The organism is Paractinoplanes durhamensis (assembly GCF_016862175.1).
Lineage (GTDB): Bacteria > Actinomycetota > Actinomycetes > Mycobacteriales > Micromonosporaceae > Actinoplanes > Actinoplanes durhamensis.
Genome location: NZ_BOML01000039.1, coordinates 52735 through 65335, shown reverse-complemented (window position 1 = coordinate 65335; position 12601 = coordinate 52735). Strand labels below are relative to the sequence as shown.

At 70.8% G+C, this 12601-nt stretch carries 13 protein-coding genes; 8 read left to right on the top strand and 5 right to left on the bottom strand.

Annotated elements, in window-relative coordinates; all coding sequences use genetic code 11:
- Positions 1-28 precede the first annotated feature (28 nt).
- Genes pseB through Adu01nite_RS25030 form a run of 6 tightly spaced genes read left to right on the top strand, consistent with a single transcriptional unit; the run spans position 29 to position 6124 of the window.
- Entirely contained in the window at positions 29-1018 is a 990-nt protein-coding gene (gene pseB / locus Adu01nite_RS25055; protein ID WP_203729855.1) for a UDP-N-acetylglucosamine 4,6-dehydratase (inverting), read from the top strand.
- The gene (locus Adu01nite_RS25050; RefSeq protein ID WP_203729853.1) at positions 1018-2142 is read left to right on the top strand and encodes a DegT/DnrJ/EryC1/StrS family aminotransferase; all 1125 of its coding nucleotides are present in this window, start codon (positions 1018-1020) and stop codon (positions 2140-2142) included. The genes pseB and Adu01nite_RS25050 overlap by 1 nt, the downstream gene beginning before the upstream one ends.
- A gap of 4 nt (positions 2143-2146) precedes the next feature.
- On the top strand, positions 2147-2974 hold the full coding sequence (locus Adu01nite_RS25045) for a hypothetical protein (protein ID WP_203729851.1): 828 nt from the start codon (positions 2147-2149) through the stop codon (positions 2972-2974).
- Positions 2971-4395, top strand: coding sequence for a class I SAM-dependent methyltransferase (locus Adu01nite_RS25040; protein ID WP_203729849.1), 1425 nt, complete (start codon positions 2971-2973; stop codon positions 4393-4395). The genes Adu01nite_RS25045 and Adu01nite_RS25040 overlap by 4 nt, the downstream gene beginning before the upstream one ends.
- Positions 4392-5117 carry a cytidylyltransferase domain-containing protein gene (locus Adu01nite_RS25035; RefSeq protein ID WP_203729847.1) on the top strand — a complete coding sequence of 242 codons (726 nt, stop codon included), beginning with the start codon at positions 4392-4394 and terminating at the stop codon, positions 5115-5117. Before Adu01nite_RS25040 ends, Adu01nite_RS25035 begins: the two co-directional genes overlap by 4 nt.
- Positions 5114-6124 (top strand): PseG/SpsG family protein, encoded by a 1011-nt coding sequence (locus Adu01nite_RS25030; RefSeq protein ID WP_203729845.1) that lies wholly within the window; start codon positions 5114-5116, stop codon positions 6122-6124. Before Adu01nite_RS25035 ends, Adu01nite_RS25030 begins: the two co-directional genes overlap by 4 nt.
- Here the strand turns inward: Adu01nite_RS25030 and Adu01nite_RS25025 are convergent.
- Genes Adu01nite_RS25025 through Adu01nite_RS25015 form a run of 3 tightly spaced genes read right to left on the bottom strand, consistent with a single transcriptional unit; the run spans position 6102 to position 8669 of the window.
- Positions 6102-7115: an NADPH:quinone reductase gene (locus tag Adu01nite_RS25025; RefSeq protein ID WP_203729842.1), complete on the bottom strand. Its 1014-nt coding sequence runs from the start codon at positions 7113-7115 to the stop codon at positions 6102-6104. The genes Adu01nite_RS25030 and Adu01nite_RS25025 overlap by 23 nt on opposite strands.
- Before the next feature lie 10 nt (positions 7116-7125).
- Positions 7126-8409, bottom strand: coding sequence for a type II toxin-antitoxin system HipA family toxin (locus tag Adu01nite_RS25020; RefSeq protein ID WP_203729840.1), 1284 nt, complete (start codon positions 8407-8409; stop codon positions 7126-7128).
- Positions 8406-8669 (bottom strand): helix-turn-helix domain-containing protein, encoded by a 264-nt coding sequence (locus tag Adu01nite_RS25015; RefSeq protein ID WP_203729838.1) that lies wholly within the window; start codon positions 8667-8669, stop codon positions 8406-8408. Before Adu01nite_RS25015 ends, Adu01nite_RS25020 begins: the two co-directional genes overlap by 4 nt.
- A gap of 164 nt (positions 8670-8833) precedes the next feature.
- Between Adu01nite_RS25015 and Adu01nite_RS25010 the strand changes: the two genes are divergently transcribed.
- Entirely contained in the window at positions 8834-9316 is a 483-nt protein-coding gene (locus Adu01nite_RS25010; protein ID WP_203729836.1) for a response regulator transcription factor, read from the top strand.
- Positions 9317-9366: 50 nt separating this feature from the next.
- Positions 9367-10839 carry a DHA2 family efflux MFS transporter permease subunit gene (locus Adu01nite_RS25005; RefSeq protein WP_203729834.1) on the top strand — a complete coding sequence of 491 codons (1473 nt, stop codon included), beginning with the start codon at positions 9367-9369 and terminating at the stop codon, positions 10837-10839.
- Here Adu01nite_RS25005 and Adu01nite_RS25000 read toward each other — a convergent pair.
- Together Adu01nite_RS25000 and Adu01nite_RS24995 are read right to left on the bottom strand one after the other, a co-directional pair.
- Positions 10823-11857 (bottom strand): LD-carboxypeptidase, encoded by a 1035-nt coding sequence (locus Adu01nite_RS25000; RefSeq protein ID WP_203729832.1) that lies wholly within the window; start codon positions 11855-11857, stop codon positions 10823-10825. The two genes, Adu01nite_RS25005 and Adu01nite_RS25000, sit on opposite strands and share 17 nt — an antisense overlap.
- Positions 11858-11864: 7 nt before the next feature.
- Positions 11865-12488, bottom strand: coding sequence for a helix-turn-helix transcriptional regulator (locus Adu01nite_RS24995; protein WP_203729830.1), 624 nt, complete (start codon positions 12486-12488; stop codon positions 11865-11867).
- Positions 12489-12601 lie beyond the last annotated feature (113 nt).

Here is a 12601-nt window from a genome sequence, read left to right as displayed (position 1 = left end):
CCCTTGCCCACCCCTCGGGAGCTCAATCGTGTCTGTACTCAGCGGATCTTCGATCCTCGTCACCGGTGCCACCGGTTCGTTCGGTAAGGCGTTCCTCCGATACGCCCTCGACAACCTGGACCCGCAGCGCATCGTCATCTTTTCCCGGGACGAGCTGAAGCAGTACGAGCTCCGCCAGATGTTCGGCGACGACAAGCGCCTCCGCTTCTTCCTCGGCGACATCCGCGACCGCAACCGGCTCGCGCGCGCGATGCACGGCGTCGACTACCTGGTCCACGCGGCCGCGCTCAAGCAGGTCGACACCGCGGAGTACAACCCGAGCGAGTTCGTGAACACGAACATCAACGGCTCGCAGAACGTCCTCGACGCCGCGATCGACGCCGGCGTCAAGCGGGTCGTCGCGCTCTCCACCGACAAGGCGTCCAGCCCGATCAACCTGTACGGCGCGACCAAGCTGGTCGCCGACAAGCTGATCATCGCCGGCAACCACTACGCCGCCACCCACCCGACCCGCCTGTCGGTCGTCCGCTACGGCAACGTGATGGGCAGCCGCGGCTCGGTCGTGCCGCTGTTCCGCCGCCTGGCCGCCGAGGGCAAGAGCCTGCCGATCACCGACAAGCGGATGACCCGCTTCTGGATCACGCTGCCGGCCGCGGTGAAGTTCGTGGTCGACTCGTTCGACGTGATGGAGGGCGGCGAGCTCTTCGTGCCGCGCATCCCGAGCATGCGGATCATGGACCTGGTCGAGGCGGTCGCGCCCGGTTCGCCGACGCACGAGACCGGCATCCGCCCCGGCGAGAAGCTGCACGAGGAAATGATCGCCTCCGACGACAGCCGCCGCACGCTGCGCTTCCCGGACCGCTACGTCGTTCAGCCGGTCGCCGCGAGCTGGGGCTACGAGACCCCGGCCGGTGGCGAAGAGGTCGCCGACGGCTTCAACTACCGGTCCGACAACAACGACCTCTGGCTCACGATCGAGGACATGCGCAACCTCATCGCCGCCGACGAGAAGAACTGATGCTTCCGTACGGGCGGCAGTCGATCGACCAGGCCGATGTCGAGGCGGTTCTGGCCGCCCTCGGCAGCGACTGGCTGACCACCGGTCCCCGGGTCGCCCAGTTCGAGGCGGACATCGAGGCCGTCGCCGGCGCCCCGGCGGTGACCGTGACCAACGGCACGACCGCGCTGCACACGGCGTACGCGGCGGCCGGTGTCGGGCCCGGTGACGAGGTCGTCACCACCCCGATGACGTTCGTGGCGACCGCGTCCTGTGCCAACCTGTTCGGCGCGAAGGTGATCTTCGCGGACGTCGAGGACGAGACCGCCAACCTCGACCCGGCCGCGGTCGAGGCCGTGGTCACGTCGCGCACCAAGGCGATCACCGCGGTCGACTACGCCGGCCACCCGGCCGAGTACGACGCGCTGCGCAAGATCGCCGAGCGGGTCGAGGCGGTCACGATCGGGGACGCGGCGCACGCCATCGGGTCGACCTACCACGGTCGCCCGGTCGGCACGCTCGCCGACCTGACCACGTTCTCGTTCTTCCCGACGAAGAACCTGACCACCGCCGAGGGCGGCGCGGTCGCCTCCACGCGAGCCGGCCTGCTCGCCGCGGCGCGCACGTTCCGGAACATCGGCATGGTCCGCGACCAGGACAAACTCCGGCACCCGGACGAGGGCGGCTGGTATTACGAGGTGCAGTCGTTCGGGCTGAACTTCCGGCTGCCCGACCTCCTCTGCGCGCTCGGCAGCTCGCAGCTGGGCCGGATCGCCGAGTTCAAGGCCGCCCGGCAGCGCCTGACCGCCCGCTACGGCGAGCTGCTCGCCGACGTGCCGGGCCTGCGCCTGCCGATCCAGCGCGAGGGCGTCGACCCGATGCGCCACCTCTACCCGGTGCGCATCCTCGACGGCCGGCGCCGCGAGGTCTACGACCGGATGCGCGAGGCCGGCATCGGCGTACAGGTCAACTACATCCCGGTCTACTGGCACCCGGTCTACGCGGACATGGGCTACCGACGAGGGATGTGCCCGGTGGCCGAGGCTTTCTACGCTGAGGAGCTGTCACTACCGCTCTTCGTGGACCTCACCGACGCCGACCAGGACCGCGTCGTGGAGGCTCTGCGACACATCCTGGGGAGCTAACCGGGTGCACCACGCCAACCACTTCTACGGCCACGCGCACGTACTCGCGGAGTACTGCGGCCTCGATCCGGCGAAACCACCGCGGATCGACGGCTACGTACAGCACGGCTGGAATGTGGTGGACGGGCTCGGCCCCGGCACGCCGTACGCGCCGGGGAAGCCGATCTTCCTGTGGTCCGAGCAGACCCGGCGGCGGGCGTGGTCGATGGGTCGCCGCCAGGCGACCGTCATCGGCGCACCCTTCCTCTACCTGCTCGAGTTCGCCGCGCCGCCCGCCGATCCGGCCCGCCGGGGCACCATCTGGTACCCGTTCCACGGCTGGGAGCGGCAGGACGTGGAGGGTGATCACCGCCGCCTGATCGACGAGATCATGGCGACCGAGGCGGGCCCGGTCACCTTCTGCCTCTACTGGCACGAGTACCGCAACGACAAGGTCCGCGCCACGTACGAGAAGGCCGGCCGGGTCATCTGCCACGGCTACCGCGGCCAGCACTGGCTGGACACCGACATCCGGTTCCTGCACAACCAGCTCGCCGAGCTGCGCGCCCACGAGCGGGTCGCATCGAACAGGTTGAGCAGCGCGATCTTCTACGGGGTGGCGGCGGGCTGTGCACCGGCGGTCTACGGTGACCCGATGCAATTGGAGTCCGAAGACCTCTCGACCGCCGAGCGGATCCGTCGCCAGTGGCCGGAGCTGCACGGCAAGCACCCCGACCCGGCCCTGGCCAGGCCGGCCGCGCTGGCCGAGCTGGGCGCCGGTTACCTCGCCTCACCTGCGGAACTTCGCACCATGTTCGGCTGGGCACGCGAGCGGGCGGCGGCCTCGGCATGATCCGGCTCATCGGCGGAGAGATGCCGGGCTGGACCGAGGATCGGCCACCGGCCGGCGGCGCGTTGTTACGCTACGTGATCGATCAGCTGCCGGACGGCGCGGACGTGCTGATGGCCGGCCCGCACGACGAGGCACTCGTCGACGCGCTGGCCACCCGGGCGTCGGTCACCTGCCTGGTCCGCTCCCAGCCGGATGCGCTGGCGCTGGACGCCACCGGCGTCGCGGTCCTCTGCGGCACGCTGACCAAGCTGGAGAGTGAGCGCTGGGACTTCGTGGTCGCGCTCGACGGCGTCGGGCGGCTCTGCTCGGTGGAGGACGCTCAGCTCGACTGGGCCGAGAGCCTGGCCGTGCTCAAGCGGGCGCTGCGCCCCGGCGGCACGCTGCTGCTGGCCGTGGAGAACGAGTTGGGCGTGCATCGCCTGGTCGACCCGGCCACCGGCACCGCCCTTCAGGACAACAGCGCGTGGCGGCCGCTCGGCGAGTTCGACGAGAGCCGCCCCGGCACCCCGGCCCGGCTGACCGCCCGCCTGGCCGCCGAGGGCCTGGCCGTCGACTGGCTCGGCGCGGCTTGGCCGACGCCGGCCGCACCCACCCTGATCGCCACGTCGACCGCGCTGGACTCCTCGAGCGCGCTCGCCGCGCTCGCCGCCGGCGCGCTCGCCACGGCGTACGCCGAGAAGTCCGTGCTCAGCGATCCGCGCCGACTCGCCTCGACCGCCGTGCGGGCCGGCCTCGGAGCGGAACTCGCGGCCGGCTGGCTGGTCGTCGCGCACCTCGCGCCGCGCGCCGCGCCGGCGTTGCAGCTGCCACCCGTGTTGCTCGGCGATGGCCCACTGGGCGAGCGAGCCCTCCCGGCGGGACGGCTGCTGGAGGAGCTCCTGCTCGGCGCCGCCCTGCGCGGCGACCTGCCGACGCTGCGGCGGCTCCTCACCGGCTGGATGGCCGCGCTGCCGGAGACCACGGCCGAGAGCGTGATCGTGGATCACGACACTTTCGTGGCGCTGGACCCGAGCGCACCGCCCCGGGCGGATGCTCTCCGCCGGTTCGCCAACACCCTGCTGACCGGCGGCTATGCGCACCCCTGGCCGGCCTTCACCGACCTCGCGACGCTGACCGAGATCCTGCATGGCGTCGCAGGGTTGCCTGGCGACTACCCGGCGGTTATGGACGGCGAAGATCCGCTTGTGCCAGACTCCCGCCGCGAGCATGCGGAACAGCTCCAGGCCCTACGCCGCGAGCTGGCCGATGCCGCTTCCCGCGCCGAGTTCTACGAGAAACTGCTCGGCAAGCGGGAGAAAGAACTTCAAAAAGCTCGCCGGCAGATCGCCACTTTCAGCGACAAAGCCGGCTACCGCTTCGTGAAGCTTGGGTATGGCGTAGCGCGTAAGGCCCGTAACCGCCTTCGAAAAGGTACGAAATGACCACCCTTGGCATCATTCAGGCACGGATGGACTCATCGCGTCTGCCTGGCAAGGTTCTTCTTCAGCTCGGCGGCCGCTCCGTGCTCGAGCGCTGTGTGCGCAGCGCACAGCTGAGCGGCGTCCTCGACCAGGTGATCGTGGCGACCACCGTCGAGGAGACCGACGACGTGATCGTCGAGGAATGCGCCCGGATCGGGGTGCCCTGCCACCGCGGGCCGGTCGACGACGTCCTCGCCCGGTTCCTCGGCGTGCTCGACGACTACGAGAGCGACATCGTGCTGCGGTTCACCGCGGACAATCCGCTCATCGACCCGGCCATCATCAGCCGGGCGCACCGGGTGTTCGTCGCGGCCGGCGCCGACTACCTGACCACGTCGATCGCGCACACCCTGCCGCGCGGCCTGGATGTCGAGATGGTCCGCACGCCGGTGCTGCGCGCGATCGACGCGCTCGCCACCGAGCACCACCGGGTGCACGTGACGTCGTACATCTACACGCACGCCAACGACTTCGACGTGATCGGCCTGACCCTCCAGCCCGACCTCTCCCACCTGCGGCTGACGGTGGACACCGAGGACGACTGGCGGGTGGTCTCGGCGATCGTCGACCACTTCGGCGACGAGCCGGTCGCGCTGCACGAGCTGGTCGCCTGGCTGGAGAGCCGGCCCGAGCTGATCGAGCTCAACGCCCACGTCCTGCAGAAGGCTCTCGTTCAGGCGTGACGGTCGTCGGAATTCGCTGCGACGCCGGTGCTCGCACCGGCGTCGGGCATCTGGTCCGCTGTGTGGCGCTGGCCGAGGAGCTCGTGGCGCGCAACGTGGAGGTCCGGTTCCTGGCCGACCTCGGCGGCGTCCAGTGGGCCGAGGCCCAGCTCACCCAGCGCGGCCTGCCGTGCGACCCGCCGCCGGCCGACGCCGCCGGGCTGGTCGCCGCGGTCGAGCGCCTCGGGATCGACGCGCTGGTGATCGACTCGTACACCCTGCCGCCCGAGCACAGCGTGGCCGTGCGGGCGGCCGGGTGGCCGGTGCTCGCCATCGTGGACGGCGACTTCCGCGGCCAGACCGCCGACATCTACGTCGACCAGAACCTCGACTCGGTGATCACCATCGCCGACGCGATCGGGCTGGCCGGCCTCGACTACGCGCTGCTGCGCGGGTCGGTGCGGCAGCTGCGACCGCTCACTCCCCCGGTGCACAGCTCCACGCGTACACCCAAGGTGGTTGCCTTTTTCGGCGGCACCGACGCCTACCGTGCGGCGCCGCAGGCTGCCGCCCTCCTCGCGGCGACCGGCGTCGCCTTCGACGCGACGATCATCGGCGCCAACGAGGAGCTGCGGACCGAGCTGCGGGCCGTCACGGCTCGGCCGGACCAGCGTTTCGAGATCATCCCGCCCACCGACGACCTGCCGAAACTCCTCGCCGGCGCCGACCTGGCGGTCAGCGCCAGCGGCACCTCGACGTGGGAACTGCTCTGCCTCGGCCTGGCGTCGGCTCTGGTCTGGGTGGTCGACAATCAAATTCTTGGGTACGACCGGACGATGGCTCGCGGCTTCGCGGCGGGGCTCGGGCAGCTCGGCCATTTCGACGAGCAGTCGGTGACCACCCTGCGGACCCTGCTCACCGACGCCGGCATGCGCACCGCCCTGGCCGCCCGAGGATGGGCGGCCGTGGACGGGCGTGGTGTGGAGCGGGTGGCCGACGCGCTGCTTACGGCTGCGTCACGTCGATGACCACCTTGCCGACCACGTGCTGCTCGACGGCCTCGTGGGCGGCACTGACCTGCTCGAACGGGAAACGCACGATCGGCAGACCGGCCTCCTCCCCGACCCGGAAGGCACCGGCGTCGACCGCCTCGGCGACGGCCGCGACCGCGTTGTCCTTCTCCTCGGTCGTGGTGGTGTAGGTCAGCACGAAGTCGAGGCTGACGTTCTTGAGCATCGCCTTGAAGCTGGGGATCGTCACCTCGCCGGCCACGTAGATGCCGATGTTGCCGCCCGGTGCGATCACGCTCAGGTCGGTCCGCAGGTTTTCGGTGTTGACCTCGACCACCACCTGGACGCCGCCCGGCGCCAGCTCCTTGACCCGCGCGACCACGTCCTCCTCGCGGTAATTGATCACCGCGTCGGCACCGGCCGCGGCCGCGAGATCGCCCTTCTCCTTCGAGCTGACCGTGGTCAGCACGGTCGCCCCGGCCCACTTGGCGAGCTGGATGGCCGCGTTGCCGACCGCGCCGGCCCCGCCCGCCACCAGCACCGTCCGCCCGTCGAGCGCACCCGGCCCGAGCCGGGCCGGCCCGTCGCTGGCCAGCGTGAGGCAGCGGTGCGCGGTGAGCGCCGGAATGCCCAGCGCGGCCCCGACCTCGAACGGCACCCCGTCGTTCATCCGCACCACCTGGCGGCGCGGCAGCACGACGAGCTCCTGGGCGGTCCCGTTGGCCCGCGCGTAGGCGGCGTCCCACACCCAGACCCGGTCCCCCGGTTCCAGCCCGTGCACCCCGTCGCCGACCGCATCGACAAGCCCGGCGCCGTCCTGGTTGGGCACCCGCGGCGGCGCGACCCCGTCCGGAACGCCGCGCCCCGCGCGGGTCCCGGTGTCGGTCGGATTGACGGCGGACAGCACGATCCGAACCCGGACCTCACCCGCCCCTACCGGCGGCGTGTCCCGCTCGACGATCTGCAGGACGGCAGCCGGACCAGCCTCTTCAAAGACAGCAGCACGCATGCATCACACATTAGGCCAGGTTTTTGCGGCACCGGTCCGCATGCTTCCCGACCGCCGCCGTCAACCGCTCCGGCAGGCTGGACTTCAGCGCCACGACCGCCTCCGCCCGCGCGGCCTCCTCGAACGCCCCCGGCAGCCGACCGGCCAACTCGTCGATCCGGGTGATCGTCCGATCCGGATCAAGACCGTTCTGCGCGGCGAAGGCTCGCCAGTGCCGCCCGGTGATCGCCTCCACCCGGTATTCCGAGCCGATCCGCATGGCCAGCCGCAGCCGGGGAAGGTACATGTCGTCGTAGGGCAGGCTGCTCGCCACGTCGTAGAGCGGGGCGAGCCGGATCTGTCCGCCGGCCATCAGCAACGAGTAGTTCTTGGCGTGCCCGTCGGTCCCGGCGATCAGCCAGTTGAGAGCGAGCGCGTCGACGAACCGGTCAACCTCGAGCGCGGCCACCGGCGGGACGATCGCGCGGCGGATCAGCGCGATGATCTGCTCGGGTGACGGACCGCCCTCGTTCTGGTATTTCGCGGTCGGCGGCAGGCCGAGCGCCTGGCAGACGTCCTCCTGGTGGATCCGGGTGACCTGGCCGTCGCCGACCGGTAGCCGGTCGTACCGTTCGACGACCACGGCCCGCTCACCCCCGAACGAGCGCACCGAGGTGGGCGCGGTCCGCAGCCCGGCGATCCGTGCGGCCCGCAGGCACAGGTGCTCGTTGAGATCGTGGTCGTCGAAGCCGGCGATGGCCGGCTTGAGGATGTGCGTCGTCGGGATCACCCCGGACGGCTCACCCCACTGCCCGGTGCGACCGTCGAGGTGCAGCGCCGTCTTGGCCTGCGCACCCGCGAGGCTGAACTGGCCGGTGCCGGCGAGGTGCCAGGCGGACGGGTCCCGCCGGAGGGTGCGCAGCCGCCCCGCGACCTGCTCCTCGCTGAGCGGCACGATCGCGCCGTCCCGGGCGAGGATGGCCTCGACGCGCTCGGGCAGCACGAACTGCACCGCTCCCGCGCAGTCCTCGCCGACATGACTGAGCAGCGCGAACGGGTTGCCGGGCGACACCTGGAAGTCTCGGCCCCAGCGCTCCAGCACGACCTCGTTGTCGGGGAGAAGACCCTGGCAGAACGCACGAACGGCGGCGGGTGGGCAAACCTCGTCGATGAGCGGCATGGACAGCGAGACCGGCATGGCGCCCTCGGTCTCGGCGTAAACCGGGTCGTAGACGAGCGACAACACGCCGCCGTCGCCCTGGATGAGCCGTCCCGCGACCCGTCCGCCGAGCAATACCGCCAGCTCGCGGATCATGGCGCACCTCCGAGGGAATCAAGGAACGCGTCCAGGTCGATCTGGGGGGTGGGCTCGGGACGGCAGTCCAGGTAGAGCCCCAGCGCGCCGAGGATCTTGAAGACCAGGCCGATCTCGGCGGTGGGCTTGCCGGACTCCAGGTCGGAGAGCCAGCGGCGACTCACACCCGCCCGGATGGCCAGGTCGGCCTGGCTGATGCGCGCGGCACCGCGCCGGCTGCGTACATAGCGGCCCAGATCGTCGGCGTTGCCGATGCGCATTACCCACCTCCCGCTGTGCACGTACGCGCACATCTTAGCCGCTGTGCACGTACGCGCACAATCGCGTGGATGTGCACGTACGTGCACATCCACGGAAAGGGCTCAGCGGTCTCCGGGGCGGTGCCGAACATCAGGATGTTCCGCCTGTCTTCGCTGGAGGTTCCGTGTCTACCGTGCTCATCGCCGACGACGATGCCGACCACCGTGAGCTGCTCACGCTCGCGCTGCGGCGGGCCGGGCACGACGTCGTCGCCGCGGAGGACGCCGAGTCCGCCATGCAGCTCCTGCGCGCTGGTGGCATCGACGCCGCCGTGCTCGACGTGCGGATGCCCGGCGAGTCCGGCATCGATCTGTGCCGGCGGCTGCGGGCCGAACCGGGCACCGAGCTGCTGCCGGTCATGCTGATCAGCGCCGACGTCAACGACCGGCGGGTCGTCGCCGCGCTGCAGGCGGGCGCCGACGACTACCTGACCAAGCCGTTCCACCGGGCCGAGCTCTGCGCCCGGCTGGACAACCTGATGCTGTGCCGGCCGCCCGCGATCACCCGGGCCGGCCGGCTGGCGGCGGCCGCGTCCTGGGCCGTCACCCGGTCCGTGCAGTCGACCATCACGCACGCTCCGGAGGAGCTCAGCCGCCACACCGCCTGAAGTCATCCGACCGATGCCCGGCTTGATCAGGGACGCGTAGCCTCGGCGGCATGGCCGAGCCCGCTCTGATCAGTTACCGCAGCTCCCGCGGCCGGTGGGTACTGCTGGCCACCGTGCTCGGCTCCAGCCTGGCCTTCATCGACGCGACGGTCGTCAACATCGCGCTCCCGCAGATCGGGCGCAGCCTCGACGCGGACGCGGCCGGTCTGCAGTGGACCATCAACGGGTACGCGTTGAGCCTTGCCTCGCTGATCCTGCTGGGCGGGTCGCTGGGCGATCGGTTCGGCCGCAAGCGCGTGTTCATGATCGGTATCACCTGGTTCGCGACCGCCTCGCTGCTCTGCGGGCTGGCGCCCGGCATCGAGCTGCTGATCGGCGCCCGCGTGCTGCAGGGGATCGGCGGCGCCCTGCTCACCCCGGGGGCGCTGGCGATCCTGGAGGCGTCCTTCACCCGCGAGGACCGGGCCCGGGCGATCGGCGCCTGGTCCGGGCTGGGCGGCATCGGCGGTGCGCTGGGACCGTTCCTCGGCGGCTGGCTCGTCGAAGCCGGCAGCTGGCGGTACATTTTCTTGATCAACGTGCCGGTCGCGGCGCTCGTGCTGTGGGTCGCGGCCCGGCACGTCCCCGAATCGCGCAATCCCACCGCCGCCCGCCGGATCGACGCGGCCGGCGTGGTCCTCGGCGCGGTCGGGCTCGGCGGGCTCACCTACGGCTTCACCGCCTGGCCGATGCGCGGGCCGGGCGACCCGGTCGTGCTGCTCTCGCTGGCCGTCGGCGTGGCCGGTCTGGTGGCGTTCGTGCTGCAGGAGCGCCGCTCGCCGGAGCCGATGGTGCCGCTGGCGATCTTCCGCAACAAGTCGTTCGCCGGGGCCAACCTGGTGACGTTGCTGGTCTACGCGGCGAACGGCGGCGTCTTCTTCCTGGTGGTGGTCAACCTGCAGGTGGTGGCCGGTTTCTCGCCGCTGGTCAGCGGGATCGCGATGCTGCCGGTGACCGTTCTGATGCTGCTGCTGTCGGCCCGGTCGGGTGCGCTGGGCCAGCGGATCGGGCCGCGGATCCCGATGACGGCCGGGCCGCTGCTGTGTGCCGTGGCGCTGGTGCTGATGTCGATGATCGGGCCGGGCGAGTCCTACCTGACCGGCGTGTTCCCCGCGGTGATCATCTTTGGGCTGGGGTTGTCGCTTCTGGTGGCGCCGTTGACGGCGACCGCCCTGGGTTCGCTGGACGACGCATACGCCGGAATCGCCTCGGGGGTGAACAACGCGGTGGCCCGGGCCGCCAGCCTGTTGTCGGTGGCGATCCTGCCGCTGGCGGCCGGCCTGGGTGCCGGCAATCTGACCGTTGCTGATCAGCTGCATCCGATCTATCGGCACGCGATGCTGATCTGCGCGGGCCTGATGGTGGGCGGCAGCGTGCTGGCGTTCTTCCTGATCCCCAGCCGGCTTGCCGCCCACACACCGGCCGATACGTTCTGCGACCCGTGTTCACCGCCGCTGCGGCAGACGGTCAAAAGTGCGCAATGATCGTCCGGGCCGGGCCGTCGATGGTCATCCGGCCGCCGTACGGGAGGATCCACTGCGGCGCCGTGTGTCCGAAATCGACACCGAAGACAGCCATCGCTGACGGGTTGTAGGCGGCGAGTGCCTTCAGCACCGCATCGCGCTGGTCGTCACGGAACTTCGCCCGCTCCGACTGCGGTGGCCGGCTCTCCCGGTTGCTGGCCTTGGCGGTGGCGACGACGACCGCCGGGAACTGCTCGAGAAGGCCGCGTTCGCCGGCGTTGCGCAGCACCCGGAACACCGATTCGGCCGACGGCAACTCCTCCGAGGTCTCCAGCAGCAGGATCGACCCGGCGTAGTCCTCGACCGGCTTGATCCACCGGTTCGCGGCCAGGTTCCAGCTCACGATCTCCAGGCTGCCGCCCCAGGTCGGCGCGGTGACCACCCGGTCGGCCCGGTGCCAGACGAAGCCGGGGCTCGCCACCCGCGGCGCCGCGGTGGTGAGCGAGGCCGGGTCGGCCCAGCTCAGCTCCTCGTCGGTGAAGGCCGGGACCTCGGTGATCGCCAGATCGCCGGTCTCGAAGAGCGCCGCGCGCAGCGAGATCAGGTGCTCGGGGTCGACCGAGCCGCCCCGGCCGAGGTGCACCATCGTCGAACCGCCGTGATAGCCGGCCACGCCGTGCAGCCACAGCCAGTTGAGCAGGTTGGTGTTGTCGGAGTAGCCGAAGTAGGGCTTCGGATCGGCCCGGAACGGCGCCGGGTCGAGATGCGGCAGCACGGTGATCTGGTCGTCGCCGCCGATCGTGGCGAAGACCGCCCGGATCGACGGATCGGCGTAGGCGGCCATCAGGTCGGCAGCGCGGGCGGCCGCCGAGGCGCCCGGCTGCCGGGTCGTCGGGAACTCCACCGGTTCGAGTTCGAGCAGCTCCCGGATCCGCTGCAGGGAGAGGTCATGGAGGGCCGGGTAGACGGCCGGACCGGCCCAGGACGGCGAGACGACCGCGACGCGGTCGCCCTTCTTCAGCTTCGGGGGGTTGTCCACCCGGACATCAGATCATCCCGGCCCGCAGCGCGTAGGCCACCGCATGCGAGCGGTTGCGGAGCTTGAGCCGGTGGGTCACGCCATAGATGACGTTCTTGACGGTCCGCTCCGAGTAGCAGAGCTTCCCGGCGATCTCGTTGGTGTCGAAGCCGTCCGCCATCAGCCGCAGCACGTCGATCTCGCGCGGGGTGAGCCCGGACGCGTTCAGCCCGTTCGGTGCCAGCACGTCCCGCTGCATCCGCTCGACCTGTTTGAGCAGCTCACCGACCAGGTTCGGCGGCATCACCCCACCGCCCGCGGCCGCGGCCCGGACGCTGTGCGCCAGCCGTTCCGCGGTGACCGCCGGGCGCGGCAGGATGCCGACCACCTTGCATTCGACGGCGGTCATCAGCTCGGCCTCGAGGATCTCCTGGCAGACCAGCACGATCGGGGCGGGCACGTCGGCGCCGGCCCGGCGCAGCCCGGCCACCACGTCCGGGGTGAGTCGCTCGGCCGCGGCGACCAGCACGTCGGCGTCGTGCCGCTGATTGGTGCGCAGCACCAGCATGTCGTTCCGAAATTGGAGCAGCGCGGCCAGCCCGGCATGACTGACCGGATCCATCGCCTGCAACGCGACCTTGATCTGTTCCATGAGCTGCTCCCCTCTCAGAGGTGTGGGAGCAAGTGTCGGAAAAGGTTCTTCAGAGAACCTTCAGAGATCCTTCAGGACGGAATACAGGCCGATAGACCAGTTCAGCAGGGGGC

Excerpts from the sequence above, each read along its gene's own strand:
- Adu01nite_RS24995 (WP_203729830.1), bottom strand. The coding sequence starts at position 12,488 with ATGGAACAGATCAAGGTCGCGTTGCAGGCGATGGATCCGGTCAGTCAT.
- Adu01nite_RS25005 (WP_203729834.1), top strand. The coding sequence starts at position 9,367 with ATGGCCGAGCCCGCTCTGATCAGTTACCGCAGCTCCCGCGGCCGGTGG.
- Adu01nite_RS25025 (WP_203729842.1), bottom strand. The coding sequence starts at position 7,115 with ATGCGTGCTGCTGTCTTTGAAGAGGCTGGTCCGGCTGCCGTCCTGCAG.
- Adu01nite_RS25050 (WP_203729853.1), top strand. The coding sequence starts at position 1,018 with ATGCTTCCGTACGGGCGGCAGTCGATCGACCAGGCCGATGTCGAGGCG.
- Adu01nite_RS25020 (WP_203729840.1), bottom strand. The coding sequence starts at position 8,409 with ATGATCCGCGAGCTGGCGGTATTGCTCGGCGGACGGGTCGCGGGACGG.
- Adu01nite_RS25040 (WP_203729849.1), top strand. The coding sequence starts at position 2,971 with ATGATCCGGCTCATCGGCGGAGAGATGCCGGGCTGGACCGAGGATCGG.
- Adu01nite_RS25015 (WP_203729838.1), bottom strand. The coding sequence starts at position 8,669 with ATGCGCATCGGCAACGCCGACGATCTGGGCCGCTATGTACGCAGCCGG.
- Adu01nite_RS25035 (WP_203729847.1), top strand. The coding sequence starts at position 4,392 with ATGACCACCCTTGGCATCATTCAGGCACGGATGGACTCATCGCGTCTG.